Below are 25,787 nucleotides of genomic sequence, written 5' to 3'. Positions count from 1 at the left end.
AGTTCTACAATGTTGATTGGTAACCAAATATTTGTGTCGCAGAAACAAAAAAGCCGGGCACTGGCCCGGCTTGTTTTCATTCCCACTCGATTGTGCCCGGAGGCTTCGACGTGATGTCATAGGTGCATCGGTTGATGCCTTTGACCTCATTGATGATCCGGGTGGCGGTTTCGCCCAGGAATTCATGACTGAACGGGTAATAGTCGGCGGTCATTCCGTCGACTGAGGTAACTGCCCGCAGGGCGCAGGCATAGTCGTACGTGCGGCCATCGCCCATGACGCCGACGGTTCGAACCGGTAGGATCGCCACGAAGGCCTGCCAGATATCATCATAAAGCCCGTGTCTGCGAATCTGGTCGATATAGATCGCATCGGCTTCGCGCAGGATATCTAGTTTTTCGCGGGTGATTTCACCGGGGCAACGGATTGCCAGACCAGGGCCGGGGAAGGGGTGGCGGCCGATAAAGCTTTGGGGCAGGCCCAGCTCGCGTCCCAATGCGCGCACTTCGTCCTTGAACAGTTCGCGCAGCGGTTCAACCAGTTTCAGGCCCATTTTCTCTGGCAGACCACCAACATTGTGGTGGCTTTTGATCGTGACCGAAGGCCCGCCCGAGAACGAAACGGATTCAATCACATCAGGGTAGAGGGTACCTTGGGCCAGGAATTCGGCCCCGTCGATCGTGTCGGCATGTTTCTGGAACACGTCGATGAATAGCTTGCCAATTATCTTGCGCTTGGTTTCCGGGTCGCTTTGCCCCTCAAGCTCACCTAGGAACAGATCGCTTTCATCCGCGTGGATCAGCCGAATATTATAGTTGTCGCGGAACATGCCGACGACTTCGTCAGCCTCGTTCTTGCGCAACAGGCCGTGATCAACGAACACACAGGTCAGCTGGTCGCCAATCGCCTCGTGGATCAGGATCGCCGCGACCGAACTATCGACACCTCCGGACAGACCGCAGATCACTTGTTTATCGCCCACTTGTTCGCGGATCGTCGCGATCATCTGCTCACGATAGGCACCCATGGTCCAATCGCCGCTGAACCCGGCGAGCTTTACAAAATTCTCATAAAGCTTGGCGCCCTTTGGTGTGTGGTGCACCTCGGGATGGAACTGAACTGCATAAAAATGGCGGGACGTGTCTGCGGTGATCGCAAACGGTGCGTTGGGCGAGGTGCCATAAACCTGAAACCCCGGCGCGATTTCACTGACATGGTCGCCGTGACTCATCCAGACCTGTTCATCGCCGTCGGTGAACCAGCCATCAAGAATATCCAGTTGGCCTTTGGGGGTCACAAAGGCGCGGCCGAACTCTGCGGTGCCATGGCCGCTTTCGACCTTGCCGCCCAACTGATGCATCATCACTTGCTGGCCATAGCAGATACCAAGGATGGGAACGCCAATGTCAAAGATTTCCTGCGGGACCCGCGGAGACCCTTCTCGTGTCACGCTATCGGGGCCGCCCGAGAAAATAACGGCCTTTGGGGCCATTTTCCGAACAAAGTCCGTGGTAACATTCTGATAAGGATGGATTTCACAATAAACATTCAGCTCACGCAGGCGGCGCGCAATCAGTTGCGTTACCTGGCTGCCGAAGTCGATGATCAGAAGGCGGTCATGGGTGTCTTGGGTCATGGGTCTGCTACTAGGTTGCGAAGATGATAAGCGCAAGGGATTTCAAGTGGTATAGACACGCCAGTTAGTCGCGGTTAGGGCACGCTAGTCTGGTGGTCGGTCTCGAAACGAATGACGAAGACCCGCGCGACTTTAAAAACATGTGCTGGGTTATTTGTGGCGGTTGTCCCCGACATTTTGTCGCTTTTTCCCCTATAGCGCCGTTATCCACGACTGCCATTGCGGCGGGTTCCTGTAACACACATGTAAATTCAACAACTGATACGGGATTTTCTCATGACAGAGGCAAACACCCGGCGCAGGGCGAGAGGTGGCGGTGGCGCTGCCCGCCGGGCCGAACGTACAGCGGTTCGTATCGAGACCGCAAAGTACATCGAACGCAATATTCCGAATTTCGAGGTTCTCAACGAAGAAGCGTTGCAGATCATCGAAACAAATGCGGAAACGCTTCTGGCCGAAGTCGGCGTCAATTTTGTCGACAACCCTGCGGCGCTGGAACGTTGGAAAGACGCGGGCGCCGATGTGGATGGCGAACGGGTGCGCATCCCACGCGGCCTTGCGCGCGAGTTGATCAAAACTGCGCCAAGCGAGTTCACGCAGCACGCAAGAAACCCTGAAAAGTCCGTGGTCATCGGCGGTCGCAATCTGGTTCTGGCGCCGGTCTATGGCCCTCCGTTCGTGCGTGATGCGCAGGGTGGCCGTCGCTATGCGACCATGGAAGATTTCAACAAGTTCGTGAAACTGGCTTACATGTCAAAGTGGCTGCACCACTCGGGCGGTACTGTGTGCGAACCCACAGACGTTCCGGTGAACAAGCGTCACCTGGACATGCTGATGGCGCATATGACCTTATCGGACAAGCCATTCATGGGCTCGGTCACCGATCCCAGCCGCGCTCAGGATTCGGTGGAAATGTGCGAGGTCCTGTTCGGCAAAGAGTTTGTTCAGGAAAACACGGTCATGACTTCGCTGACCAACATCAACTCGCCGATGACCTTCGACGATGTGATGATGGGGTCGCTGGAAGTCTACGCCAGGAATAATCAGGCCTGCATCATCTCGCCGTTCATCGTCGGTGGTGCGATGGCGCCGGTTTCGATAGCGGGGACATTGACACAGGTTCTAGCCGAAGTTTTGGCCGGTGTCGCGTACAGTCAGATCATCCGCCCAGGAGCGCCTGTTATCTTTGGTGCGTTCGTTTCGTCGATCGACATGAACTCAGGCGCGCCAACCTTTGGCACGCCCGAGGCGTCAATGGTCACCTATGGTGCGGGACAGCTGGCGCGGCGTCTGGGTCTGCCGTTCCGCTCAGCCGGGTCTTTCTGTGGCTCGAAACTGCCCGATGCGCAGGCCGCTTATGAGACCGCGAACTCGCTGAACATGGGGCTGATGGCGGGTGTGAACTTCATGCTGCATTCCTGCGGTTGGCTTGAAGGCGGCCTGGTTGCGGACTTTGAAAAGTTCGTCATGGACGCAGATCAGCTTGGCGTTCTGCACGGTCTGGCCAAGGGTGTGGCCTATGATGAGAACGCTCAGGCCATGGACGCAATCCGCGAGGTCGGCCCGGGTGGCCACTATCTGGGATGTGCCCATACGCAGGCAAACTTCAAAGAGGCGTTCTGGAAGTCCGACCTGCTGGACTACAAACCTTACGAAACCTGGGAAGACGAGGGCGCGCGCGATACGCGGCAGTTGGCCTCGTCTCGGGTCGAGCATTTGATTGCCAACTACAAGCAACCGGAACTCGACCCGGGAATTCACAGCGCTTTGACCGAATATGTTGAAAAGAAAAAGGCCTCTATGCCGGACGCTTTCAGCTGATAACTGAAAACTGTGAGGCGCGGCTGGCCTTGTACAGCTGCGCCTCACCCAATAGCGCGATCAGAAGGTCCAAATGACGGACCAGCGAATAGCCTGCATCTTCTGCCAGTCTCTGCGCGTTAACCTCTCGTTCAATATCCATCAAACGCATCAGCGCCGCACCCGACCCAGGTAGCGATCCGTACCCAAGTATGCGTTGCAGGTGGCGGTCCCGATCATAGTCCTGTGCGCCGTGTTTGGCTGCCCGCGCCAATAGGCGGGGGCGGCGGAGGGCGGAAATCATGGTCATCAGGTCCTGCATCATTGGGCTCCACTTGTCGGATTAATGTTGCCCAATTTGTTACACAACCTAAGCGGGTGTTGCCTTAATCGGGTTCTCCCCGAACTCTCGCTTCATGAGTGTTTATGAATTTGAATGAAATCTGGTCATCACCTCCGGCAGTTAACGAACGAGTAACGAAAGCGACTCTAGTTAGAATTGGTTAACAAAGTCACCGGGGGCGATAGAGAACAGATTGTTTCGTCGATGAGGGCACAGAACTATGGAAAACAACATGGCTTTCACCATTCCGGCTTGGGTACCTGAGGGGGCACAGCGATACCTGGCCCACACAGAAACCGGCCAGTCGATCCGCGATATTGCGCGATCTGCGGGGTGCCATGCTTCGACCATTCTTAGACAAATCCGCCGAATTGAGATGCGTCGTGACGATCCATTGGTGGATGCGGCTTTGCAGTCGTTGGCCGAAGAACATTTTTCGGTCAATGATGCTTCTGATCGCACGGTTTCAGCGTTCAGTCATAATTCACACGTCGAAAAAGAAGAATTCAACCACGAGGCCCTAAGGGTACTGCGCAGACTGTGTGAGACCGGTTCGGTCCTGGCTGTCGCTGAAGAAATGAACAAAGCAGTGGTGGTGCGCGATACCGGCGAAGCCGCTGCGACCAGGACTGCAGTGGTTGATTGCAGGATCGCACAGGCATTGGCGTTGAAGGACTGGATTTCCTGCGACAACCCAGGCCGGATATCGCGCTACCGGATTACCAGCGCGGGCCGCACGGCACTGAGCCAGTTAATGGCCGACTTCGAGAACCAGGCAAGGTCTCGCAACGAACATGGAATGGCAGACGCGCCTGCTTCGTTTCATGGGGCGCCCTCTCACGCGACGACAAATCGCGCCCATCCAGAACGTTCCAGAAGAATGCGCTATAGCGCCGCGGAAAGCCCGCTTATCGCGCTGGCCAGACGCCGGGACCGGGATGGAAAGCCGTTTTTAGATGAAGCACTTGTCGGGGCAGGAGAGCGCCTGCGCGAGGATTTTGAACTGGCTCAGATCGGACCTCAGGTTGCACAGAACTGGGACCATTTCTTGACTGCCGGTGGGCGCGGAAATTTTGGAAGCGACGACACTGGCAACCGGGGTTCTTCAGAAGCGCGCGACCGCGTAGAGCGTGCATTGTCTGATCTTGGACCGGGGCTGAGCGACGTGGCTTTGCGCTGCTGTTGCTATCTGGAGGGGTTGGAATTGGCGGAAAAGCGAATGGGGTGGTCAGCGCGGTCCGGCAAAATCGTTTTGCGTATCGCATTACAGCGCCTGAAACGTCACTACCAGGATCAGGAAGAGCGCAGCCGTATGATCGGATAACACTTTGATCGGTTTTGGTTGCGGTTTCAGGATGGAATGATAGCTAGGGGTTATGAACTTTACCCTTCGACAGCTCCTATACTTTAACGCCGTTGCGCAACAGCGCAACTTTGGGCGGGCGGCGCAGATGTGTAACGTTTCGCAACCGGCATTATCGGTTCAGATCAAGGCGTTAGAAGAAACCCTCGGTGGTGCTCTGTTCGAGCGTAAGGCCCGTGACATATTACTTACCCCTTTGGGGCGGGATGTGCTTGAATATGCGCGTCAGATACTTGGTGCCTCGGACAGGCTCGACCAATTTGCCAAGGATCACTCAAGCGGGCATCGGTCTTTGTCGATCGGAATAATCCCGACGATTGCGCCCTATGTTCTGCCAGGTGTTCTGGCCGGGTTAAGGGCGGCCGATGTTTCTTTGAGAGTGCAGATACGCGAAGCGCGGACAGAGCGCCTGTTGACGATGCTGCGCGCTGGTGAGATCGACGCAGGTGTGATCGCGCTGCCCTCCGGGGGAAGCGAATTGTTCGAACTTCCCTTGTTCGAGGATCGGTTCTTATTGGCCGGAAGTTCGGCACGGTTGCGCAATTTTTCCAGCGATACAGAGCGTTTGCGCCCTTTGGACCTTCAAAATGCACAGCTTATGCTACTGGATGATGGGCACTGTTTGACGGATCAGGCCTTGGAGGTTTGTGGTCAGGACCGCAGCAGCGGTCTGATTAACATGGGTGCCTCGTCTTTGGCGACATTATCCCGTTTGGTTGCCGAAGGGTTTGGATTGACGCTCATGCCAGAGCTTGCCGCCCGTTCCGAATCCGACGCGGTACCGGGTCTTGAGCTGATGCGATTTGCCTCGCCGCAGCCGGCAAGGACAGTGGGGCTAGTTCGTCGATCTTCTACCTCGCAGGAAGATTGGTTCGAAAGCCTGGCGGATACCATTCGCACCGTCGGCGAGAGCATTGTCACGCAAACGCGCTAGTCACAAAAAAGCCCGCCTGAAGCGGGCTTTTCTGTTGAGGACGAACTCAGGCCAGTTCCGGCTCTTTGACTTCGTTTAGATGTTTCATCAGGTTTTCCGGTGACGAAACGCCATAGGGATCCTCGGGGCAGTTATCCATCAGTCCAGGCTCTTCAAACCAGGCTTCTACGATGCCGTCATTGATGATGGCCGCATAGCGCCAGGACCGCATGCCAAAGCCTAGATTATCTTTGTCGACCAACATGCCCATTTTACGTGTGAACTCGCCCGAGCCATCAGGGATGACCTTGACGTTTTTCAAGCCTTGATCCTGTGCCCATTTGTTCATGACAAAGCTGTCATTCACGGACATGCAATAGATTTCGTCCACACCTGCGGCTTTGAAATCTGCGTGGCCGTTTTCAAAACCGGGCAACTGATAGGTCGAACATGTCGGGGTGAATGCGCCAGGCAGTGAGAACAGAATCACGCGTTTTCCTGCGAAATAGTCCGCCGTGGTCTTGTCTTCCCAGCGGAAGGGGTTTGGTCCTTCGACAGAGGCGTCTCGGACGCGGGTGTGAAAGGTCACTTCGGGCAGTTTGGTGCCAGATTTCATGATCGAACTCCTGTGAATCACGTACGGTTTTCGTGGACTTAAAAGGATTCCAAATCCGCTTCAATGGCGGATGTTCCAGGTGCGTCAGAATTTACCTGACAACGCGTAAGTTGCAGTTAATGATAGGAAATTATTTAGAATTTTGTCCCTGAGACGTCAAAGTCTTTCACCCTGATGCATAGCGGATATGCATGGGTGGTGTAATAGCAGAGGTCAGTTTATGTTATGGGTAAACCGAATTGACCCAAAGTCAGAAAGACAGGCCGTGCGCGATCTGAACATTCCCGAACAAAGACACCCAGAAAAGGCTCATCGGCCCGACAATTCGCAGCCGAAAAAGCCCAGTTGGATTCGCGTCAAAGCACCCGGTGGTCAGGGTTATGCCGACACGCGCAAGATCATGCGTGACAACAATCTGGTTACGGTCTGCGAAGAAGCCGGATGCCCCAATGTCGGTGAATGTTGGAGCCAGGGCCACGCGACCATGATGATCATGGGCGAGATTTGTACCCGCGGCTGTACCTTTTGCAACATCGCCACCGGTCGCCCGGATTCGCTGGATGCGTTTGAACCTGGTCGCGTTGCTCATGCGGTTGAAAAGCTGGGGTTGAACCATGTGGTCATCACCTCTGTCGACCGCGATGACCTTGCAGATGGCGGGGCAGAGCATTTTGCGCAGACCATTCGCGCCGTGCGTCACCGGTCTCCGGGTACGACGATTGAAATACTGACGCCTGACTTTCTGAAATGCGAGCCGTCCGTTCTAGAAGTTGTCGTTGAGGCAAAGCCAGACGTCTTTAACCATAATCTTGAAACGGTGCCTGGCCTCTATCCCGAAGTGCGCCCGGGCGCGCGGTATTTCCACTCTTTGCGTCTATTGCAGCGCGTGAAAGAGCTGGACCCGTCGGTCTTTACCAAATCCGGGATCATGGTCGGTTTGGGTGAGGATGGTCAGCAGGTCCGGCAGGTCATGGATGATATGCGCGCCGCTGAAATTGATTTCCTGACCATCGGTCAGTATCTGCAGCCCACGCCCAAACACCACGGAGTCGATCGGTTTGTGACGCCCGAAGAATTTGCAGCCTATGAAAAGGCGGCATTTGGCAAAGGGTTCCTGATGGTATCGGCCACACCTTTGACCCGGTCGTCTTATCACGCCGGAGACGATTTCGCCCGGCTGCGCGAAGCCCGAAACAACAAGCTGGGGCTTGCATGACGCCAGCGCGTCTAGCTGAGCTGGTCAAACTGCGCCAAGCGCTGCATCGGATCCCAGAAATTTCAGGGGCCGAGGAACAGACCGCCGCATTGGTTGAAAATCAACTGCGGTTTTGTAAACCCGATCAGTTGCTAACCGGTTTGGGTGGCCACGGGGTAGCCGCCGTTTTCGACGGTGTGTCCAAAGGGTGCACGGTTTTGATCCGGTGCGAATTGGACGGATTGCCGATCCCCGAAATCTCGAACCAGCCTTATCGGTCCATTCACGAAGGCCAGGGCCATCTGTGCGGACATGACGGGCATATGACGATGGTGATTGCCTTGGCCGAATGGCTTTCGGTCAACCGTCCCGCCCAAGGTCGGGTGGTGCTGTTGTTTCAGCCTGCGGAGGAAACCGGCAAAGGTGCTATGCAGGTGATTGCAGACCCGCAGTTCAGTTCAATCGTGCCTGACTACGCATTTTCGCTGCACAATCTGCCGGGGTTGCCAATAGGTCAGGTCGCTCTGTGTTCTGGGGCGGCAAATTGCGCCTCGCGCGGGATGCGTATCCGATTGTTCGGCAAAACCTCTCATGCTGCCGCGCCTCAGGATGGGGTTTCGCCCGCCCGAGCGATCTCGCGCCTACTGCCCGCTCTGACGGCGCTTTCAGAAGGTGATGATCTGGGGCCTGAGTTTGCCTTGGTCACCCTGACACATGCGCGACTGGGTGAGGCCAGTTTCGGCATCGCACCGGGGCAGGGAGAGTTATGGGCCACTTTGCGTACAGTTACTGACGCGCGCATGGCGCAGCTTTTAGTCGATGCCCGCGCGCTGGTTGAACAGGTTGCCACCAGCGAAGGGTTAACCTGCAAAATCGAATATGATGACATATTCGACGCCTGTACCAATCATTCTGAGGCAGTTTCTATCTTGCAAGCAGCGGGGCGTTCATCCGGGCATCCGATGCAGATGTGTGACACCCCGCAGCGCTGGTCCGAGGATTTCGGCCAGTTCGGCAAGCTCGCAAAAACGGCGATGTTCTGGCTAGGATCAGGGGCTGATCAGCCCCAATTACACAACCCCGATTACGACTTCCCTGACCAGGCTCTACCTGTTGGGGTCAGTGTTTTCACCGCCGTGATTGACGCGCTGCTGAACTCATAGACCATATTCAACCCTTTGCCGGTGATGGTGGTTCACTGGTTTGCATGACAGTCAGATGTTTTCGCGCAGGATCTGCACCACTTCATTATGTGCGGCCCGTGCAGCGGGGATGTGTTTGGCAAAGTGAATAAAGGGGTGGGTCAGGTTCTTTTTCAGCCGGACGTCCGTCCTGACGCCCGCTTCTTTCAGTTTTTCGCCATAGGCGAGACCTTCGTCGCGCAGGGGGTCAAAACCGGCGACCATCAGCGCTGCGGGGCAGACTCCTTCGACGTCCCCAAGCAAAGGCGAGGCCAGGGGATCCAGAGCGTCTGCTTCGGTGCGAAGGTAATGTTCTGTATACCATTCCATCTCGGGCTTTTCGAGGAGGAACCCAAGGTCGAACAGCTCATAGGAGCGCGTCTGTTTGCTCATATCGACCCAAGGCACCCAAAGCATCTGGAACCTGGGCGGATGTTCGGCGGTCTTGCGCTGCTGAGCGACAACAGCCGCAATATTGCCCCCGGCACTGTCGCCTCCGATCGAAATCCGGTCGGGGTCGAATCCCAATTCGGCGGCTTCTGAAACGACCCCGTCATAGGCGGCCAGACAGTCAATGATTCCGACAGGGAACTGATGCTCGGGCGAAAGGCGATAGTCGACGGCCAGTACGACGCAGTTGACCTCGAATGCAATCCGGTTGCAGACCTCACGATGCGTCGTGAGCGATCCCATCGCATATCCGCCGCCGTGGTAGAAAACGAATACAGGCGCTTTCTCGGGCAGTCCATTGGGCCGATGGGTTTCACAATTTATGGGCCCGTTTGGGCCACTAAAGACATGTTTGGTGATAGGCACATCCGGGCTGAGTGGAAAGGCCAGCCAATGGGCCTTGGTGTCGTAATCCAAGCGCTTTTGTTGGATCGGAGGGATAACGCCGGGCGGGTCAGAGAAATTCTTGACGATGTAGCTGATCAAGGGGTCCAGGGTCTGACCATCTTTCTGGATCGGAGGGCCGCCCAGCACGCGAAGGACAGGCGCGGGCAGGCGACAAATGGCGCGCGAGGCAGTCCTGAGCATTGCGTTTTTCAATTCGAGCCCTCTTTTCTGATGCCATCCGAACATTGGATTAGGTTTTGAAAAGGCGCAGTTTTCCGGCTTTCAGTCAACCAAAAGAAACAGAGAAACCTGGCACCACTGACTGGTTGCCCTTGAACGGGTCCTGTGCTGCATCTGTGAATTTCTGGGAATCGGCGACTGGCAACCCGCGGTTATTCGGTGAACCTGACCTTGCCAATGAAAGGCAGGTTGCGGTTGCGCTGTGCATAGTCGATGCCATAGCCGACGACAAACTCATCAGGAATTTCAAACCCGATCCAGTCCGAACGGAAATCGACTTCGCGCCGGCTGGGCTTGTCCAGTAGTGCGATCGAGCGAAGTTTTCCTGGATCGCGGCTTTGCAGCAGATGAGTAACGTGGTTCAGCGTGTGCCCGGTGTCGACGATATCCTCGACTACCAGAACGTCGCGACCCTCAATAGCGCCGCGCAGGTCTTTTAGAATGCGGACTTCCCGGCTGCTTTCCATCGCATCCCCGTAGGATGACGCCTCAAGGAAATCCACTTCAATGGGCAAGTCCAATTCGCGCACCAGATCGGCGATAAAGACAAAGCTACCACGCAGCAGGCCGACAACAACCAGCTTGTCGGTTCCGTCGAATTCGGCAGTGATTTCGCGGCAAAGTTCTTCGATCCTGGCGGCAATGGCCTTTGCCGAGATCATTTCATCAATCACATATCCGCGCTGGCTCATCGCTGCCCCCTTGATCTTTGGCGCGCAACATACGACATGACGCGCCATTGTCACCTGCAAAAACCGGACGCCATGCCTATACATTCGGAAACGCGACACCTGCCTTACACTGCGCAACAGATGTACGATCTAGTTGCCGATGTAGCAAAGTATCCCGAGTTTTTGCCCTGGTGTGCGGCTGCACGTATCCGACGCTCATATGCAGCAGGAGAGGCACAGGTGATGGAAGCGGACCTGATCATTTCGTTCAAAGTGTTCCGCGAACGCTTTGGCAGCCGGGTTACCCTGTTTGCCGAACAACGCCGGATCGACACGGAATATCTGGATGGGCCCTTCAAATACATGAAGTCGGACTGGCATTTCGAGGACGCGGCAGAAGGCGGGTGCAACGTTTCGTTCCATGTTGATTTCGAATTCAAGAATGCCATTCTTCAGGGTATCATCGGAGTGGTCTTCAATGAGGCGATGCACAGGATCGTGACGGCGTTCGAGGGCCGGGCAGAGGAATTGTACAGCTAAGTCTTTACCCGAAAGCGGCGCTTGCTAGACTGCGCCACATGACTGATTTTACCACAGCATTGGCCGATTTTGCCTCGGGGCCTGTTGCGACCTCGTCAGAGGCCCGTCTCGTAACCTCTCTGTCCGCGCTGGATTGGGTAGCTGTTGGCCGCGTCGGTGTTAGCGAACCCGTATCTCAGACCGTGCGCGCACTGGTTCTGGATGAAGGGGGCAACCCGCAGGCCCATCTGTTTGGCGGGGGGCTGGCTCCCGTCAGGGCAGCAGGTTTGGTTAACGGAACCATTTCCCACGCTTTGGATTATGATGACACGCATTTTGCGCATATCGGGCACCCTTCGGTCGCGGTTATGCCTGCGGCCTTTGCCCTTTGTGATTGGGACGACCGAATTCTTGTCGATGTCCTTGAGGCCGCTCTTGTCGGGATGGAGGTTTCGATCCGCGTAGGGCTTTGGCTGGGGCGTGCGCATTACCAGGGCGGGTTCCATCAGACCGCGACGTCAGGTGCCTTTGGTGCGGCGGTCGCCGCTGGCCGGGTGCTGCGGTTCGATACGGAAAAGATGCGCCGGGTTCTTGGTCTGGCTGCCACCCGCGCCGCAGGGCTGAAAGCTCATTTCGGCACGATGGGAAAGCCCTATAATGCCGGGCTAGCTGCCGCTGCAGGGGTTGAGGCTGCGCTGTTGGTGTCCAAGGGGTTTGATCCCAACTCGGATGCGCTTGAGGGGCCCTATGGTTTTGGTGCAACCCATATGGGTCAGTCCGAAAAGGCCGCTGCTCTGGATGGAATAGGAGAAACGTGGCTGTTCAAAGATGTAAGCCATAAGTTTCATGCCTGCTGTCATGGGTTGCACGCCGCATTAGAGGCCGCACGTGACCTGGATATTGCAGAGCCCGAAGTAGCCGAGATCAGGATCAAGACTCACCCACGTTGGATGACAGTGTGTAATCAAACCTCTCCGACCACCGGGTTGGGGGCCAAGTTTTCCTACCGGACGGTAATTGCTATGCAAGCGCTGGGATATGAGACAGCCTTGCCAGACAGTTTTTCGGATAAGGTATGTGCGGATAGGCGCCTGCAATCGCTGCGGGACCGGATTTCAGTCGAAGCCGATGAGACGCTGTCTGAAACTCAAGCGGATCTGTCTTTGCTGCGCCGCGATGGGGCACGTAAACAGGCCAGCCACGATTTGCTTGGCCCTATAACATTGGCCGACCGGGAAGACCGGGTCAGAAGCAAGGCGGCCAAGCTGATCGGTGCCGAGGACGCAGACGCAATCTGGTCGATGCTGCGTACCGGTGGCCGCACCCGTGATCTGGCGAAAATGCTGGCGCGTTAGACGACGCGCCAGTGCAAGGGGAACCCGGGTTCGAATACTGTTACCGGGCCATCGTCAGTTTCGATCTTGTCGGGATATTCAACGGGGTCGCCCTTGGTCAGGGTGATGGTTACTTTATTCACCGGCAGGCCATAAAACGCAGGTCCGTTCAATGATGTGAACCCTTCCAGCTTGTCCAGCGCACCGGCTTTGTCAAACATCTCGGCCACAAGGGACATTGTGTTTGTAGCGGTGAAACATCCCGCGCAACCACAGGCCATTTCCTTGTTCGCGTCTGTGTGCGGCGCGCTGTCGGTGCCAAGGAAGTAGCAAGACATCCCAGAAGTTGCGGCGCTCATCAAAGCCTGGCGATGGGTCTCGCGCTTGGCCACGGGCAGGCAGTAGTAATGCGGTTTGATCCCGCCCACCAGGATGTGATTGCGGTTGATGATCAGGTGATGCGCCGTGATCGTTGCGGCCAGATCATCGCCGCCGGTTTGCGCATAACTTGCACCCTGAGCGGTCGTGATATGCTCCATCACCACCCGCAAGCCCGGGGTCGCCTGACGCAGCGGATCAAGGATTGTGTCGATGAAAACCTCTTCGCGGTCGAAAATGTCGACCTCGGCATCCGTCACCTCGCCATGGACACACATCGGCAGACCGATCTCAGCCATTCTCTCAAGCACCGGGCGGACCTTGTCGAAATCACGCACGCCCGAGGCGGAATTGGTGGTTGCGCCTGCGGGATACAGCTTTACGGCCTTGATCAGCCCACTTGCATGGGCTGCGGCGACATCCTCGGCGTCGGTGTCTTCGGTCAGGTACAAGGTCATCAGCGGCTCGAACGGCATGCCTTCGGGCAGGGCGGCCAGAATGCGGTCGCGATATGCGGCGGCCTGATCGCCGCGCACAACTGGCGGAACGAGGTTTGGCATAATGATCGCTCGGGCAAAATGGCGTGCGGTTTCGGGCAGAACGGCCTGCAACATGGCGCCATCGCGCAAATGCAGATGCCAGTCATCGGGGCGGCGAATGGTCAGCGTATCAGTCATGCGCACCCGCTAGCACAGCCTCGGCCAAAGACCAACCAAACCGTGAGGATCTGGTGCAAAAACTTCACCTATTTGCGGCGATGGCGTCTGGGTGGCGGGGCCGGGGCCTTGACGCCCCTGCGCTTGCATGACCTGTTAAGCAACGAAAGAAAGAGGGTTCCATGACGCAGCAAGATTCCATTGATACCGTGCAGCAGATGCTGGGCTCACAGGGTTACGTATGCGGTCGAGCCTTGGCGACAGTGGTGTTTTTGTCATTGAAACTGGGCCGTCCACTGTTTCTTGAGGGTGAGGCTGGTGTCGGAAAAACCGAAATCGCTAAAGCACTGGCCGCTGGTCTGAACCGCCGTCTGATCCGCCTGCAATGTTATGAGGGGTTGGACGCATCCTCGGCGGTTTACGAATGGAATTTCCCGGCGCAAATGGTGGCGATCCGAACTGCCGAAGCCTCGGGCGGCGCTGACCGGGGTTCGTTGCAGACCGAATTGTTTTCTGACGACTACCTGATCGAGCGTCCGTTGCTGCAGGCCATGCGCCCGGATGAAAACGGGGCACCCGTCCTGTTGATTGACGAACTTGACCGCACGGATGAACCGTTCGAGGCCTTCCTGCTGGAAGCGCTCAGCGATTTTCAGGTCACCATCCCCGAATTGGGAACTGTCAAAGCGCCGGAGCCACCGATTGTCATCGTTACATCGAACCGAACGCGAGAAGTGCATGACGCCCTGAAACGCCGTTGCCTGTACCATTGGGTCGATTACCCGGATTTTGACCGTGAAATTGAAATTCTGAACGCCCGCGCCCCCGAGGTCGCCGAGGCGCTAAGCCGAGAGGTCGTCGCCTTTGTCCAACACCTGCGCACAGAGGATCTGTTCAAGAAACCAGGAGTGGCCGAGACCATCGACTGGGCCAAATGCCTGCTGGCGCTGGACGTCATCAACCTTAGCCCCGAAGTGATCGGCGACACGCTGGGGGCGATCCTGAAATATCAGGACGATATCCAGCAACTGCAAGGGTCCGAGGCGAAACGTATTCTGGATGAAGCCAAGGCGTCGCTGGAACCTGCCTGATGGCTGAACAGCTCCCTCTCGACATCCCCGACAACCCAAAACTGGCGCAGAACATCACTCATTTCGCGCGGGCTTTGCGCAAGGCCGGGTTGCCCATCGGCACCGGGCGGGTCGTGGATGCGATCCGGGCGGTTCAGGTTGCGGGCTTCTCGGAGAAGCGCGACTTTTACTGGACGTTGCACGCTTGTTTCGTGACCCGACCCGAGCATCGGGCGGTCTTTGCACAGATCTTTCGCATGTATTGGCGCGATCCGCGGTACATGGAGCATATGATGTCGATGATGTTGCCAGCGATCCGCGGCGTCCAGGAAGAGCGCAAGGCCGAAGCTGCAGAGAAACGCGCGGCCGAGGCTCTGCTGGACGGCGTTGAACGGGACTTGCCTGACAGCTCTGACATCGAGGAAGAAACTGAGCTGGAGATAGATGCGTCGCGGACCGCGTCCTCGGAAGAACGGTTGCGCAATCTAGACTTTGAGCAAATGAGCACCGAAGAAATTGCCTTGGCCAAGCGCATTCTGGCACAGCTGAAATTGCCGGTAAAACCAATCGAGTCGCGCCGAGGCCAAGCCAGCCACCTTGGGCATCGGATCGACCGCGCCCGCACGCTGCGCGCATTCATGCGGCAGGGTGGTGAACTGCGGGACATCGCGTATTTGAAGCCGAAACAACGGTGGCCGAACCTTGTCGTTCTCTGCGATATCTCAGGATCTATGAGCCAGTACTCTCGTATCATCCTGCATTTCCTGCATGCGGTTTCAAACGTCAAGGGCGCAGGGTGGGCCAAGGTTCATGCGTTTACCTTCGGCACGAGGTTGACGAATATCACCCGGCACCTGCGCCAACGCGATGTGGATGCTGCCCTGTCGGCGGCAGGGGCCGAGGCGCAAGATTGGGAGGGTGGCACGCGGATCGGGGAATGCCTGCACGCTTTTAACCGTGACTGGTCGCGTCGGGTTCTGGGGCAGGGTGCGGTGGTGTTGTTGATTACGGATGGTCTGGATCGGGGCGAACCCGAGGTGCTTGGAAAAGAAATCCAGCGCCTGCATCTGTCAGCCCGCCGTTTGATCTGGCTGAACCCTTTGTTGCGTTGGGATGGCTTTGCGCCAAAAGCGCAGGGGGTGGCGGCGATGCTTCCCCATGTTGACAGCTTTCGGGCCGGTCATTCCATTGCGTCGCTGGAAGATCTGGCCAAAGTCATCTCAAAACCGGATGACATGGGTGAGAAAGCGCGGTTGATGGCCGCGCTTTCGAAGTAGGTCTCAACCAAGCTGTTCTTCGTTGCACTTACGCGCCATTTCCATCGCTTTGTACGTACCGGTCAGATCAACGGTGAAGGCGAATTCCTTTTCGGGGAACACAACCATAACTTTCTGTTTGGCAAGGTCTTCGGCAAACTTGGGGTCATCCGACAGCACATAGCCACCCGAATAGCCTTTGGTGATGTTGCCCTTCATGCCGGTGGCTTCTCCAAGATACAGGTTTCTGCCCAGCAGGATCGCCACAGCCTCGGTTTCGCCACGCTTGATGTTGGTTTCAGCTTTGGTGAATACGCCAACATATCCCACGCCGCGGTCTTCGGTCAGGCCCATCTGAACCACGTTTTCCGCGTCATCGACAGCTTCGATCAGGCAGGATTTCTTGTCTTCGTCGATGAAGATTTTCCATCCGTCCACTTCGCCATAGCGCAGGAAGGTATCTGCGCTGGCCACTGTCGCCGCTAGCATTCCCAATACTGATCCGAGTGTAATAATGTGTTTCAAGTCTCTGTCTCCTTTTGAAAATAATCTGCGTCACAGCTGCGCATGATCCGCGTTTAGGTCAGAATCGGGAGGGCTGGCAATCAATGCTTGGGATGTTCGGCTGAAACCCGCGGGGCTTTGCATAGCATTTGGAATTTCTTTCAAGGCCCATGAGTTAACCTGATGGTTTACTTTTCATCCTGCCAAACCTGCCTATGTTGGTGCGGGAAACGCCAGGAGGGCGATATGGACAGATTCGACAACAGCCCCGAGACTGCTCTGGATTGGTATGAAACGGGAAAGCCAGTTGCGCTGGCTACGGTTGTTCAGACTTGGGGCAGTGCCCCCAGACGTGTTGGCGCTCAGCTTGTGATAGCAGGTGATGGCCGCTTTGAGGGGTCAGTATCGGGTGGTTGTGTCGAAGGTGCGGTTGTTGTCGAGGCGTTGGAAGCGATCGAAGAGGGTGAAGCGCGCCTACTTGAATTCGGGGTCAGTGACGAAGATGCTTTTGCGGTGGGGCTGGCCTGTGGCGGAACAATTCGGGTACTGGTCGAACCTATTGGATCGGTCCTTCCTGAAAGCATATTGCGCGATCTGGTCGCTGCACGCGCGCAGCGCGAGCCTGTGGCTTATGAAGTGAATATCGAATCCGGTCATCGTGCGTTGCAGCGCGATCGTTATCCCGAACGCATGCGCATGGACCGGTCCGGTTTCGAAGAGGATGCGAAGACATTTGTTTCGGTCCACAATCCGCCCTTGCGGTTGATAGTGGTCGGGGCCGTTCATATTGCTCAGGCCCTGGTCCCGATGGCGCGAATTGCGGGGTACGACCCTGCGATTGTGGATCCGCGAGATGCGTTTGCAACCGCCGCAAGATTCCCTCAGGAAACCGTGCTGACGGATTGGCCGGATGAGGCCGTTGCAAAGCTTGGAATGGATGCGCGAACGGCTGTTGTCTTGCTGACCCATGATCCAAAACTGGATGATCCCGCGTTAGAGGCCGCCCTGAGAGCCGGTGTGTTCTATATTGGGGCGCTGGGGTCTAGTCGAACGCATGCGAAACGCGTCACCCGGATGAAAGAAGCCGGATTTACTGAAGGGCAGATTTCACAGGTTCACGGTCCCGTAGGCTTGGATATCGGCGCCGCCGATCCCGCGGAAATTGCGGTTTCCATATTGGCCGAAATGACTGCGGTGTTGCGGGGCAAAGCATGAAGTTTGGCGCGGTCCCTCTTCGCGATGCCGCCGGTGCAATTCTGGCGCATTCAGTGAAAGCCCAAGACACAAAGCTGCGTAAGGGCCTTTTGCTCACGCAAACTCATCTGGATGAAATGGCCGCCGCCGGGTTGACCTCGGTCACTGTTGCGCAGCTGGAACCCGGTGATTGTCACGAAAACGACGCTGCCCGGATGTTGGCAGAGGCTTTGGCCCCGGACCCGACAACCGTGGGATTGCGCGTCACCGAGCCGTTCACAGGGCGCGTTAACCTCTTGGCGAGAGGCCCCGGAGTCGCTGTTCTGGACGTACAGGCGCTGGAAGCGTTCAACTTGGTTAACCCAATGATTACCGTGGCCACAGTTCCCCAATATCAACAGATGGGATCAGGCGGGATGGTGGCGACGATCAAAGTCATTTCTTATGCCGTTCCCGGCGAAGATGTGGTGCGTGCCTCGGCGCTGGCACAAGGGGCGGTGCGCCTGTCTGGCCCGGTGTTTCGCAGTGCTGGCCTGATCGTCACAGACATCCCCGGAGGTGTTTCGAACGACAAGGGTATTGCCGCAATCCGAGGGCGTGTCGAAGCCCTGGGTATGGGTTTGGATGACATTCGGGTGGTGCCACATGAGATTCAGGCGCTGTCTGCTGCATTGACGGGCGTCAAAGGGGATATTGTCCTGATTTTGACGGGCTCAGCAACTTCGGATGCGCATGATGTTGCGCCGCAGGCTGTTCGTGTTGCAGGCGGTCAGGTGGATCGGTTTGGAATGCCAGTAGATCCGGGCAACCTGTTGTTCACCGGTCTGCTGGACGCCAGACCTGTAATCGGTTTGCCGGGGTGTGCGCGCTCTCCTGCACTGAACGGTGCGGATTGGGTTTTGTCGCGCGTGGCTTGCGGGATTGAAACGACAGCGGCGCATATTGCAGGCATGGGGGTCGGTGGATTGCTCAAGGAAATCCCGACCCGGCCACAGCCACGCGCATCTATCAAGCGGTAAGGCGTTTGACATCAATTTAAGACCCAGATCGGGCCGCTTTGTTCGGCATTGTGATCTGTCCTAAACGGCGCCCTGCGAAATTTTTGTTCTCAAACAATAAGTCCCGTGTTTAACTCGACAGAGAAAAATATGACATGGGAGGAACTTATGACACAGGTCACCATGACCGTGAACGGGAGGTCTGTTAGCGGTGAGGTCGAGGGTCGGACGTTGTTGTCTGGATTTTTACGTGATCATCTGTCGCTGACCGGAACGCATGTTGGATGTGACACGGCGCAATGTGGGGCGTGTGTTGTTCATGTGAATGGCGCGGCGGTGAAGTCGTGCAACATGCTTGCGCTGGAAGCGGACGGGTCCGAGGTCGCCACGATTGAGGGCCAGGCCGCTGAGGATGGGTCTTTGAACGTGATTCAGCAGGCGTTTCAGGATCATCACGGGTTGCAATGCGGGTTTTGTACGCCGGGCATGGTGATGAGCGCCGCCGCCTTGCTGAAAGAGAACCCGCGCCCGAGCGAAGCCGAGATTCGAAAGTATCTGGAAGGCAACCTGTGCCGCTGCACAGGCTATCACAACATTGTCAAAGCGATCATGGCCGCATCGGGCCAGGACGTAAGCGGCATCGCTGCCGAGTAATACCGACGTAAAGAATTTTCGACGAAAATTCTTTTTCAGGGAGGAGAACAAGCAATGCCCAAAGACAGTGGCATCGGAGCCAGTTCCAAACGGCGCGAGGACGTGCGCTTTTTAACCGGAGCAGGCAATTACACCGACGATATCAACGTGCATGGCCAGGCCTATGTGCATTTTCTGCGGTCCGACATCGCGCATGGCCGGATCAACAGTATCGACACTTTGTCTGCCGAGGCCATGCCGGGCGTGGTCAAAGTGTTTACCGGCAAGGATTTCGAAGGCGTGGGCGGCATGCCCTGTGGCTGGGAAGTGACCGACAAGCACGGCGCACCGATGCAGGAACCTCCGCATCCCATTTTGGCACAGGGCAAAGTGCGCCATGTGGGCGATCCGATTGCTGCTGTGGTCGCCGACAGCCTGGAACAGGCCCGCGACGCGGCTGAGGCGATCGAGCTTGATATCGAGGAGCTGCCCGCCGTGATCGACATGAAGGCCGCCGCGCAAGAAGGCGCGACGCTGGTCCATGACGATCTGAAAAACAACATCTGCTATGATTGGCAGCTGGGCGAAACCGATGATGCCAAGGTCAATGAGGTCTTTGCCAATGCGGCCCATGTCACCACGCTGGATCTGGTGAACAACCGTCTGGTTGCCAATCCGATGGAGCCGCGTGTGGCGGTGGGCGAGTACAGCCGCGGCACCGAAGAATACACACTTTATACCACGTCGCAGAACCCGCATGTGATCCGCCTGTTGATGTGTGCCTTTGTTCTGGGCCTGCCCGAACACAAGGTTCGCGTGGTCGCGCCGGATGTGGGTGGCGGCTTTGGCACCAAGATCTTCCACTATGCCGAAGAGGCGTTCTGCACCTTCGCCGCCAAGGCTTGTAACCGCCCGGTCAAATGGACCTCGAGCCGGTCCGAGGCGTTCATGTCTGACGCGCATGGGCGCGACCATGTCGGACAGATCGAACTGGCGCTGGATGCGGACAATAACTTTATCGGTCTGCGCACCAACACCTATGCAAATATGGGTGCGTATCTGTCGACCTTCTCCAGCTCGGTTCCGACATGGCTGCACGGGACGCTGATGGCGGGCAACTACAAGACGCCGGTCATTCAGGTCAACGTCAAGGCGATGTTCACCAATACGGTCCCGGTGGATGCCTATCGCGGCGCGGGCCGTCCTGAGGCGACGTTCCAGTTGGAGCGGGTCGTGGACAAGGCAGCGCGTGAATTGGGTGTCGATCCGATCGCCCTTCGACGGCAGAACTTCATCACCCAGTTCCCCTATGACACACCGGTGGCGCTGACCTATGACACAGGCGATTATAATGGGACGATGGACAAGCTTGAGGCCGCTGCTGATCTGGCAGGCTTTGCCGCGCGTCGCGCTGAAAGCGAGGCCAAGGGCAAGCTGCGGGGTCTGGGCGTCAACTGCTATATCGAGGCTTGCGGCATCGCGCCCTCGAACATCGTTGGTATGCTGGGGGCCCGTGCGGGTCTGTATGATGCGGCGACTGTGCGGGTGAATGCCACCGGCTCGATCAGCGTCATGGTAGGTGCCCATAGCCACGGGCAGGGGCATGAAACGGCCTTCCCGCAGGTTGTGGCGGACATGATCGGTATCGACGAGTCGATGATCGAGATCGTGCATGGCGACACGTCGAAGATTCCGTTTGGCATGGGCACTTATGGCTCGCGGTCTTTGGCGGTCTGTGGATCGGCGATGGTAAAGGCAACTGAGAAAGTGATCGACAAGGCCAAGAAGATCGCGGCGCATCTGTTGGAGGCGTCCGAGGCTGATATCGAGCTGAAGGACGGTCAGTTCAGCGTGGCAGGGACCGACAAGTCGGTGGCCTGGGGTGATGTCACCCTGACGGCCTATGTGCCGCATAACTTTCCGCTGGAGGTCGAGCCCGGGCTGGAGGAGACCGCCTTTTATGACCCAGCCAACTTTACCTTCCCGGCTGGCGCCTATGCCTGTGAGGTCGAGGTTGACCCAGAAACCGGTCGGGTCACCATCGAAGCCTTCACCGCCGCTGATGACTTTGGCAATATCGTCAACCCGATGATCGTGGATGGTCAGGTGCATGGCGGCATCGGTCAGGGCATCGGTCAGGCATTGCTTGAAAACTGTGCCTATGACGAAAACGGTCAGCTGCTGAGCGCATCCTTCATGGACTATGCCATGCCGCGTGCCGATGATGTGCCGTTCTATGCGGTGGACCACTCGAGCCAGACGCCATGTACGCATAACCCGTTGGGTGTGAAGGGCTGTGGTGAGGCCGGGGCAATCGGTTCACCACCTGCGGTGGTCAACGCGGTGCTGGATGCGTTGAATTCAGGCGGCAAAGCCATCGATCATATCGATATGCCGGTGAGTCCATCGCGTGTCTGGACCGCGATGCACGGGTGAGAGGTTGGGGTGCGAGGGGTCAACCCCTCGCGCTCCCCGAGATATTTATAGCCAGATGAAGGGCGGATCAGCGCCTTTCGGAAAGGAAGACGAAATGTACAATTTCGAATTTGAGAAACCCTCGACCATAGCCGACGCGGTTGCCGCTTTAGGGGCTGAGGATGCGCAGGCGTTGGGAGGTGGGCAAACCCTGATCCCGACGCTGAAACAACGATTGGCGGCGCCATCGGCACTCGTCTCGCTCAGCGGAATTCCCGAATTGCAGGGCGTCTGTGTTGGGGATGACGGGTCGGTTTCTATCGGTGGCGCAACGCCGCATGCAGTTGTTGCTCAAGAGGCAGCGGGATCATACCCGGCGCTGGCCGCATTAGCCGGTCAGATCGGTGATCCGGCGGTGCGCAACCGCGGCACGATTGGCGGCTCGGTTGCGAATAACGATCCGGCGGCCTGTTACCCGGCGGGTGTGCTCGGATCCGGGGCCACGATCGTGACCAACGCCCGTCAGATTGCGGCAGATGCGTTTTTTGATGGCATGTTCTCGACCGCACTGGATGAGGGTGAGATCATCACATCCATCCGCTTTCCGGTGCCACAGGCCGCGAGCTATCAGAAGTTCTTGCAGCCAGCCTCGCGCTTTGCGTTGGTGGGCGTCTATCTGGCCCGGTTCGCCGATGGTGTGCGTGTGGCGGTCACAGGCGCCAGCGAGGATGGGGTGTTCCGCTGGTCCGAAGCAGAACAGGCGCTGAATACTGAATTCCGACCGGACGCGTTGATGGGGCTGAACATCAACCCGGCCAACATGATCGGCGATCTTCATGGCAGCAAAGCGTATCGCGCGCATCTGGTCAGTGTGATGACCAAGCGGGCTGTGCTGGCCTGCATGTAATTAAATCGGCTTTTAGTCGCAAAGCCCCGGGGTGTGTCCCTCGGGGCTTTTTCTATTTTCGGCGAATTTTCGGAAGCTTGTTTGGCTGCCAATAGGCCCCGGTATCTTCGCGCGCCTTTTGATAGGCCTCGACGCGGTGGGCTGCGGTTTCGCCGCCTGCGTCAAATAAATGGCCGATGAGGCATTCGAGCACGGCCATGACCCCAGTAAAGCTTGAGGTGTGATGTTGTGACCTTGTGCTGACGGTAAAGGCGACATCCGGCTCGACACCCGGCGCAATAACTTCGCTGTCCGAGATCAGGATGACCCGAAGCCCCTTTTCTTGGGCGAACCGTATTGATTTAATCGTTTCTGCCGAATAGGGGCTGACCGTGATTGCCAGCAGACAGTCCTTGTCATCCGCATCCAGCAGATCATCCGTGGCTGAGCCGATGTGGCGGGGGATCAGCTGAATACCCGGATGCGCCATGCGCCCGGTATAGGAAAAGTAATAGGCCAGCGCGTAACTGGCGCGGGTGGCGGTCACGAAGCAACGGCGGGACCTGAGGATATGGTCAACGGCTAGATGCGCTGTCTCGGGCCTCATCAATCGCAGGGACCTGACGACGACATTCTGTTCGTTGCGGGCAAGCCTAGCCTGAAGCTGACCATGGGCGCCGTTCGCTTGCATGTGGGTTTGCCAGGACGCGCCAAGGAATTCTTCGGTATCCGTCGCCAGGTTTTGCCGGAACGGTGCGCGAAAGGCCTGAAACCCGCCAAAACCCATATGCTGGGCCAGTCGGACAAGGACATTTGCGCTGACACCGATCTTGTCGGCAGTGACTCGTATCGGGTCGAGGCCAAAATCCGCCGGATGATCTATGATGTATTTGGCTGCCGCCTGAAGCCGGGGTGGCATCTGGTCGATGTTTTTCCTCAGATGATCTGTCAGCTGGTGTTGGGTCTCGGTCATGAAAAAACATATGTTATGAAAGTAGAAGATGTAAAACATACGCTGCTTACATAGATGCGGCAACATGCAAACGGGGGCAGCGAATGTCACAGCATCGGTCGAAATCGGAACCCTATATTCTGGCAGCGCCCAATGGTGCGCGCCGAGGTGCGGCAGATCACCCAGCCCTGCCTGTCACAACCGTGCAAATTCTTGAAGCGGCCAGAGCATGCCATGAGGCCGGTGCGGCCGGTCTTCATCTGCACATTCGGGACACAGAAGGCCGTCACTCTTTGGACGCGGGACAGTATCTGGAAACACTTGCCGAACTTCGGCGGAGGGTTCCGGCCCTGGACATCCAGATCACAACCGAGGCGGCAGGGATTTTTGATGTAAGCAGCCAGTTCGAATGTCTGAGGAAGGTTAGACCGGCTTGGGCGTCGATCTCGGTCCGCGAAATCGCGCGCGATAACGATCTGGCTGACCGGATCTATGGTCTTTGCGCGGATCAGGGGACGCGGGTTCAGCATATTCTTTACGACGCTGAAGATGCGGCCCTATTAACACGGTGGCAAAAGCGTGGTGTTGTGCGCGAACAGCAATCCGACCGTTTGCTTGTTCTGGGGCGCTATCGGACTGATCAGGAATCAAAGCCCTCGGATCTGGATGCGTTTCCGGACGGGGATTCGCCCTGGATGATCTGTGCCTTTGGAAAACAAGAGCATGACTGTCTGGTACATGCGGCGTCCTTGGGCGGTGATGTCCGGGTCGGATTTGAAAACAGCATCGCAGATCGGAACGGAGACACTTGGGAAAATAACGCCGCCTCAGTCGCGGCCCTTGTTGCCAGATTGAAAGAGGATAGATCATGAGCCACGTTTTCCCACGCCATACGAAATCTCAGCTGCCAGTCGCGGTTGGCGGCGAAGGCTGCTATCTGATCGATGCTGACGGTAAGCGGTATCTGGATTGCGGTGATGCTGCTGTGTCCTGTCTTGGCCACTCTAACAGGGCGGTGATCGAGGCGGTTCAAGGCCAGGTTGAAAAGATCGCCTTTGCGCATACCGGGTTTATGACGTCCGAGCCTGCCGAAGCCCTAGCGGACCTTCTGATTGATCATGCGCCCGGGGATTTGGATCGCGTTTATTTCGTATCCGGAGGGTCCGAAGCAACAGAGGCCGCCATCAAACTGGCGCGGCAGTATTTTCTTGAGATCGGTCAGCCCGAGCGCCGCCACGTCATCGCGCGCCGCCAAAGCTATCATGGAAATACTTTGGGGGCCTTGTCAGCGGGGGGAAATGCCTGGCGCCGTGCGCAATTCGCACCGATGCTGATCGAAATGACCCATATAGCGCCCTGCTACGAATATGCCGAAAAGCAAGATGGTGAGAGCAGCCACGCCTATGGTCAACGGGTGGCCGATGAATTGGAGGCCGAAATTTTGCGTCTTGGCCCTGAAACCGTCATGGCGTTTATGGCCGAGCCAGTCGTGGGGGCAACGCTGGGGGCGGTCCCGGCGGTCGAAGGGTATTTTGGGCGCATACGTGAAATCTGTGATCAATATGGCGTTTTGCTGATCCTGGATGAGGTCATGTGCGGAATGGGGCGCACCGGGCATTTGTTTGCCTGCGATCACGATGGAATTGCCCCGGATATTCTGTGCATCGCCAAGGGTTTGGGGGCGGGTTATCAACCCATCGGCGCAATGTTGTGTACGAACGGGATATATAAGGCGATCCAAAATGGGTCAGGGTTTTTCCAGCACGGGCATACCTATGTCGGCCATCCGGTGGCAACTGCGGCGGCATTGGCGGTGCTGAAGGAATTGACGAGCCAACAACTGCCCCAGCGCGCCGAGTTTATGGGGCATAGACTGCAATCTGCGCTGGAAACTGCGTTCAGCGAGCACCCTCATATCGGCGATATTCGGGGCCGCGGGCTGTTCCGCGGTATCGAGCTGGTCTCGGATCGGGCCGGAAAAACACCGTTTGATCCCTCACTTGGTCTCGCGGGCAAGATCAAGAAGGCGGCGTTGAACGCTGGTCTGATCTGTTACCCCATGTCTGGCACGCGCGATGGTCGAAGTGGTGACCATATTCTGTTGGCGCCGCCTTTCATTATCGACGACGCACAGATTGAGGAATTGGTTGATAAGCTGGGGGTTGCACTCAAAGCCGCGATCTGACGCTCTTTTGAT

24 protein-coding genes are annotated in these 25,787 nt (G+C 57.0%); 16 read left to right on the top strand and 8 right to left on the bottom strand.

All coding sequences use genetic code 11. From position 1 onward, the window contains the following. Nucleotides 1-76 precede the first annotated feature (76 nt). Nucleotides 77-1,636, bottom strand: coding sequence for a glutamine-hydrolyzing GMP synthase (gene guaA / locus AC2FJW_RS01565; protein ID WP_496695267.1), 1,560 nt, complete (start codon nt 1,634-1,636; stop codon nt 77-79). Nucleotides 1,637-1,912: 276 nt separating this feature from the next. Between guaA and AC2FJW_RS01560 the strand changes: the two genes are divergently transcribed. Then, a complete protein-coding gene (locus AC2FJW_RS01560) occupies nt 1,913-3,457 on the top strand; it encodes a trimethylamine methyltransferase family protein (protein WP_496749032.1) in 1,545 nt (514 codons plus the stop codon). Here AC2FJW_RS01560 and AC2FJW_RS01555 read toward each other — a convergent pair. Next, nucleotides 3,450-3,758 carry a DUF6477 family protein gene (locus AC2FJW_RS01555; RefSeq protein ID WP_142634139.1) on the bottom strand — a complete coding sequence of 103 codons (309 nt, stop codon included), beginning with the start codon at nt 3,756-3,758 and terminating at the stop codon, nt 3,450-3,452. The two genes, AC2FJW_RS01560 and AC2FJW_RS01555, sit on opposite strands and share 8 nt — an antisense overlap. A 241-nt stretch (nt 3,759-3,999) precedes the next feature. On the opposite strand from AC2FJW_RS01555, the gene AC2FJW_RS01550 reads away from it, so the two are divergent. Together AC2FJW_RS01550 and AC2FJW_RS01545 are read left to right on the top strand one after the other, a co-directional pair. Further along, entirely contained in the window at nt 4,000-5,103 is a 1,104-nt protein-coding gene (locus AC2FJW_RS01550) for a DUF6456 domain-containing protein (RefSeq protein ID WP_496749031.1), read from the top strand. Between the two features lie 52 nt (nt 5,104-5,155). Further along, nucleotides 5,156-6,076 carry a hydrogen peroxide-inducible genes activator gene (locus AC2FJW_RS01545; protein ID WP_496695274.1) on the top strand — a complete coding sequence of 307 codons (921 nt, stop codon included), beginning with the start codon at nt 5,156-5,158 and terminating at the stop codon, nt 6,074-6,076. Nucleotides 6,077-6,122: 46 nt separating this feature from the next. On the opposite strand, the gene AC2FJW_RS01540 is transcribed toward AC2FJW_RS01545, so the two are convergent. After that, entirely contained in the window at nt 6,123-6,671 is a 549-nt protein-coding gene (locus AC2FJW_RS01540) for a peroxiredoxin (RefSeq protein WP_496687851.1), read from the bottom strand. Between the two features lie 265 nt (nt 6,672-6,936). Here AC2FJW_RS01540 and lipA point away from each other — a divergent pair, with 265 nt between their 5' ends. Further along, entirely contained in the window at nt 6,937-7,887 is a 951-nt protein-coding gene (gene lipA, locus AC2FJW_RS01535) for a lipoyl synthase (RefSeq protein WP_496696084.1), read from the top strand. Further along, the gene (locus tag AC2FJW_RS01530) at nt 7,884-9,029 is read left to right on the top strand and encodes an amidohydrolase (RefSeq protein ID WP_496749030.1); all 1,146 of its coding nucleotides are present in this window, start codon (nt 7,884-7,886) and stop codon (nt 9,027-9,029) included. Before lipA ends, AC2FJW_RS01530 begins: the two co-directional genes overlap by 4 nt. Before the next feature lie 51 nt (nt 9,030-9,080). Here AC2FJW_RS01530 and AC2FJW_RS01525 read toward each other — a convergent pair whose 3' ends face one another. Together AC2FJW_RS01525 and hpt are read right to left on the bottom strand one after the other, a co-directional pair. Beyond that, complete coding sequence (locus AC2FJW_RS01525) at nt 9,081-10,085, bottom strand: alpha/beta hydrolase (RefSeq protein WP_496749029.1); 1,005 nt, start codon at nt 10,083-10,085, stop codon at nt 9,081-9,083. A gap of 191 nt (nt 10,086-10,276) precedes the next feature. After that, on the bottom strand, nt 10,277-10,816 hold the full coding sequence (gene hpt / locus AC2FJW_RS01520) for a hypoxanthine phosphoribosyltransferase (RefSeq protein WP_496695281.1): 540 nt from the start codon (nt 10,814-10,816) through the stop codon (nt 10,277-10,279). A 72-nt stretch (nt 10,817-10,888) separates the two neighbouring features. On the opposite strand from hpt, the gene AC2FJW_RS01515 reads away from it, so the two are divergent. Together AC2FJW_RS01515 and AC2FJW_RS01510 are read left to right on the top strand one after the other, a co-directional pair. Next, nucleotides 10,889-11,335 (top strand): type II toxin-antitoxin system RatA family toxin, encoded by a 447-nt coding sequence (locus AC2FJW_RS01515; RefSeq protein ID WP_496749028.1) that lies wholly within the window; start codon nt 10,889-10,891, stop codon nt 11,333-11,335. Between the two features lie 38 nt (nt 11,336-11,373). Next, nucleotides 11,374-12,669: an MmgE/PrpD family protein gene (locus tag AC2FJW_RS01510; RefSeq protein ID WP_496749027.1), complete on the top strand. Its 1,296-nt coding sequence runs from the start codon at nt 11,374-11,376 to the stop codon at nt 12,667-12,669. Here the strand turns inward: AC2FJW_RS01510 and pyrC are convergent. Next, nucleotides 12,666-13,703 carry a dihydroorotase gene (gene pyrC, locus AC2FJW_RS01505; protein ID WP_496749026.1) on the bottom strand — a complete coding sequence of 346 codons (1,038 nt, stop codon included), beginning with the start codon at nt 13,701-13,703 and terminating at the stop codon, nt 12,666-12,668. The two genes, AC2FJW_RS01510 and pyrC, sit on opposite strands and share 4 nt — an antisense overlap. A gap of 161 nt (nt 13,704-13,864) precedes the next feature. Between pyrC and AC2FJW_RS01500 the strand changes: the two genes are divergently transcribed. Together AC2FJW_RS01500 and AC2FJW_RS01495 are read left to right on the top strand one after the other, a co-directional pair. Then, on the top strand, nt 13,865-14,773 hold the full coding sequence (locus AC2FJW_RS01500; RefSeq protein ID WP_271946832.1) for an AAA family ATPase: 909 nt from the start codon (nt 13,865-13,867) through the stop codon (nt 14,771-14,773). Beyond that, on the top strand, nt 14,773-16,029 hold the full coding sequence (locus tag AC2FJW_RS01495; protein WP_496749025.1) for a vWA domain-containing protein: 1,257 nt from the start codon (nt 14,773-14,775) through the stop codon (nt 16,027-16,029). Before AC2FJW_RS01500 ends, AC2FJW_RS01495 begins: the two co-directional genes overlap by 1 nt. A 3-nt stretch (nt 16,030-16,032) precedes the next feature. On the opposite strand, the gene AC2FJW_RS01490 is transcribed toward AC2FJW_RS01495, so the two are convergent. Next, entirely contained in the window at nt 16,033-16,533 is a 501-nt protein-coding gene (locus AC2FJW_RS01490; RefSeq protein ID WP_496749024.1) for a hypothetical protein, read from the bottom strand. A 225-nt stretch (nt 16,534-16,758) separates the two neighbouring features. Between AC2FJW_RS01490 and AC2FJW_RS01485 the strand changes: the two genes are divergently transcribed. From AC2FJW_RS01485 to AC2FJW_RS01465, 5 genes are all read left to right on the top strand, one after another. Beyond that, nucleotides 16,759-17,727 (top strand): XdhC family protein, encoded by a 969-nt coding sequence (locus AC2FJW_RS01485; protein ID WP_496749023.1) that lies wholly within the window; start codon nt 16,759-16,761, stop codon nt 17,725-17,727. Beyond that, the gene (locus AC2FJW_RS01480) at nt 17,724-18,725 is read left to right on the top strand and encodes a molybdopterin-binding protein (RefSeq protein ID WP_496749022.1); all 1,002 of its coding nucleotides are present in this window, start codon (nt 17,724-17,726) and stop codon (nt 18,723-18,725) included. The genes AC2FJW_RS01485 and AC2FJW_RS01480 overlap by 4 nt, the downstream gene beginning before the upstream one ends. Before the next feature lie 147 nt (nt 18,726-18,872). Then, nucleotides 18,873-19,358, top strand: a complete 486-nt coding sequence (locus tag AC2FJW_RS01475; protein ID WP_142634109.1) for a (2Fe-2S)-binding protein — start codon at nt 18,873-18,875, stop codon at nt 19,356-19,358. 54 nt (nt 19,359-19,412) lie between these two features. Beyond that, complete coding sequence (locus tag AC2FJW_RS01470; RefSeq protein ID WP_496749021.1) at nt 19,413-21,773, top strand: xanthine dehydrogenase family protein molybdopterin-binding subunit; 2,361 nt, start codon at nt 19,413-19,415, stop codon at nt 21,771-21,773. A gap of 94 nt (nt 21,774-21,867) precedes the next feature. Then, nucleotides 21,868-22,659, top strand: coding sequence for an FAD binding domain-containing protein (locus AC2FJW_RS01465; protein ID WP_496749020.1), 792 nt, complete (start codon nt 21,868-21,870; stop codon nt 22,657-22,659). Nucleotides 22,660-22,711: 52 nt separating this feature from the next. On the opposite strand, the gene AC2FJW_RS01460 is transcribed toward AC2FJW_RS01465, so the two are convergent. Next, complete coding sequence (locus AC2FJW_RS01460; RefSeq protein ID WP_496749019.1) at nt 22,712-23,611, bottom strand: MurR/RpiR family transcriptional regulator; 900 nt, start codon at nt 23,609-23,611, stop codon at nt 22,712-22,714. An 83-nt stretch (nt 23,612-23,694) separates the two neighbouring features. Between AC2FJW_RS01460 and AC2FJW_RS01455 the strand changes: the two genes are divergently transcribed. Together AC2FJW_RS01455 and AC2FJW_RS01450 are read left to right on the top strand one after the other, a co-directional pair. Beyond that, nucleotides 23,695-24,462 carry a beta-keto acid cleavage family enzyme gene (locus tag AC2FJW_RS01455; protein ID WP_496749018.1) on the top strand — a complete coding sequence of 256 codons (768 nt, stop codon included), beginning with the start codon at nt 23,695-23,697 and terminating at the stop codon, nt 24,460-24,462. Then, on the top strand, nt 24,459-25,775 hold the full coding sequence (locus tag AC2FJW_RS01450; protein WP_496749017.1) for an aspartate aminotransferase family protein: 1,317 nt from the start codon (nt 24,459-24,461) through the stop codon (nt 25,773-25,775). The genes AC2FJW_RS01455 and AC2FJW_RS01450 overlap by 4 nt, the downstream gene beginning before the upstream one ends. Nucleotides 25,776-25,787: the final 12 nt, after the last annotated feature.

The sequence above is a fragment of the Ruegeria sp. CDSA020 genome (genome assembly GCF_059612345.1).
Note: the sequence above shows the minus strand (reverse complement) of the source record. Positions and strands in the feature narration are given on the sequence as shown.

Excerpts from the sequence above, each read along its gene's own strand:
- guaA (WP_496695267.1), bottom strand. The coding sequence starts at position 1,636 with ATGACCCAAGACACCCATGACCGCCTTCTGATCATCGACTTCGGCAGC.
- AC2FJW_RS01560 (WP_496749032.1), top strand. The coding sequence starts at position 1,913 with ATGACAGAGGCAAACACCCGGCGCAGGGCGAGAGGTGGCGGTGGCGCT.
- AC2FJW_RS01555 (WP_142634139.1), bottom strand. The coding sequence starts at position 3,758 with ATGCAGGACCTGATGACCATGATTTCCGCCCTCCGCCGCCCCCGCCTA.
- AC2FJW_RS01550 (WP_496749031.1), top strand. The coding sequence starts at position 4,000 with ATGGAAAACAACATGGCTTTCACCATTCCGGCTTGGGTACCTGAGGGG.
- AC2FJW_RS01545 (WP_496695274.1), top strand. The coding sequence starts at position 5,156 with ATGAACTTTACCCTTCGACAGCTCCTATACTTTAACGCCGTTGCGCAA.
- AC2FJW_RS01540 (WP_496687851.1), bottom strand. The coding sequence starts at position 6,671 with ATGAAATCTGGCACCAAACTGCCCGAAGTGACCTTTCACACCCGCGTC.
- AC2FJW_RS01530 (WP_496749030.1), top strand. The coding sequence starts at position 7,884 with ATGACGCCAGCGCGTCTAGCTGAGCTGGTCAAACTGCGCCAAGCGCTG.
- AC2FJW_RS01525 (WP_496749029.1), bottom strand. The coding sequence starts at position 10,085 with ATGCTCAGGACTGCCTCGCGCGCCATTTGTCGCCTGCCCGCGCCTGTC.
- hpt (WP_496695281.1), bottom strand. The coding sequence starts at position 10,816 with ATGAGCCAGCGCGGATATGTGATTGATGAAATGATCTCGGCAAAGGCC.
- AC2FJW_RS01515 (WP_496749028.1), top strand. The coding sequence starts at position 10,889 with ATGCCTATACATTCGGAAACGCGACACCTGCCTTACACTGCGCAACAG.
- AC2FJW_RS01510 (WP_496749027.1), top strand. The coding sequence starts at position 11,374 with ATGACTGATTTTACCACAGCATTGGCCGATTTTGCCTCGGGGCCTGTT.
- pyrC (WP_496749026.1), bottom strand. The coding sequence starts at position 13,703 with ATGACTGATACGCTGACCATTCGCCGCCCCGATGACTGGCATCTGCAT.
- AC2FJW_RS01500 (WP_271946832.1), top strand. The coding sequence starts at position 13,865 with ATGACGCAGCAAGATTCCATTGATACCGTGCAGCAGATGCTGGGCTCA.
- AC2FJW_RS01495 (WP_496749025.1), top strand. The coding sequence starts at position 14,773 with ATGGCTGAACAGCTCCCTCTCGACATCCCCGACAACCCAAAACTGGCG.
- AC2FJW_RS01485 (WP_496749023.1), top strand. The coding sequence starts at position 16,759 with ATGGACAGATTCGACAACAGCCCCGAGACTGCTCTGGATTGGTATGAA.
- AC2FJW_RS01480 (WP_496749022.1), top strand. The coding sequence starts at position 17,724 with ATGAAGTTTGGCGCGGTCCCTCTTCGCGATGCCGCCGGTGCAATTCTG.
- AC2FJW_RS01475 (WP_142634109.1), top strand. The coding sequence starts at position 18,873 with ATGACACAGGTCACCATGACCGTGAACGGGAGGTCTGTTAGCGGTGAG.
- AC2FJW_RS01470 (WP_496749021.1), top strand. The coding sequence starts at position 19,413 with ATGCCCAAAGACAGTGGCATCGGAGCCAGTTCCAAACGGCGCGAGGAC.
- AC2FJW_RS01465 (WP_496749020.1), top strand. The coding sequence starts at position 21,868 with ATGTACAATTTCGAATTTGAGAAACCCTCGACCATAGCCGACGCGGTT.
- AC2FJW_RS01460 (WP_496749019.1), bottom strand. The coding sequence starts at position 23,611 with ATGACCGAGACCCAACACCAGCTGACAGATCATCTGAGGAAAAACATC.
- AC2FJW_RS01455 (WP_496749018.1), top strand. The coding sequence starts at position 23,695 with ATGTCACAGCATCGGTCGAAATCGGAACCCTATATTCTGGCAGCGCCC.
- AC2FJW_RS01450 (WP_496749017.1), top strand. The coding sequence starts at position 24,459 with ATGAGCCACGTTTTCCCACGCCATACGAAATCTCAGCTGCCAGTCGCG.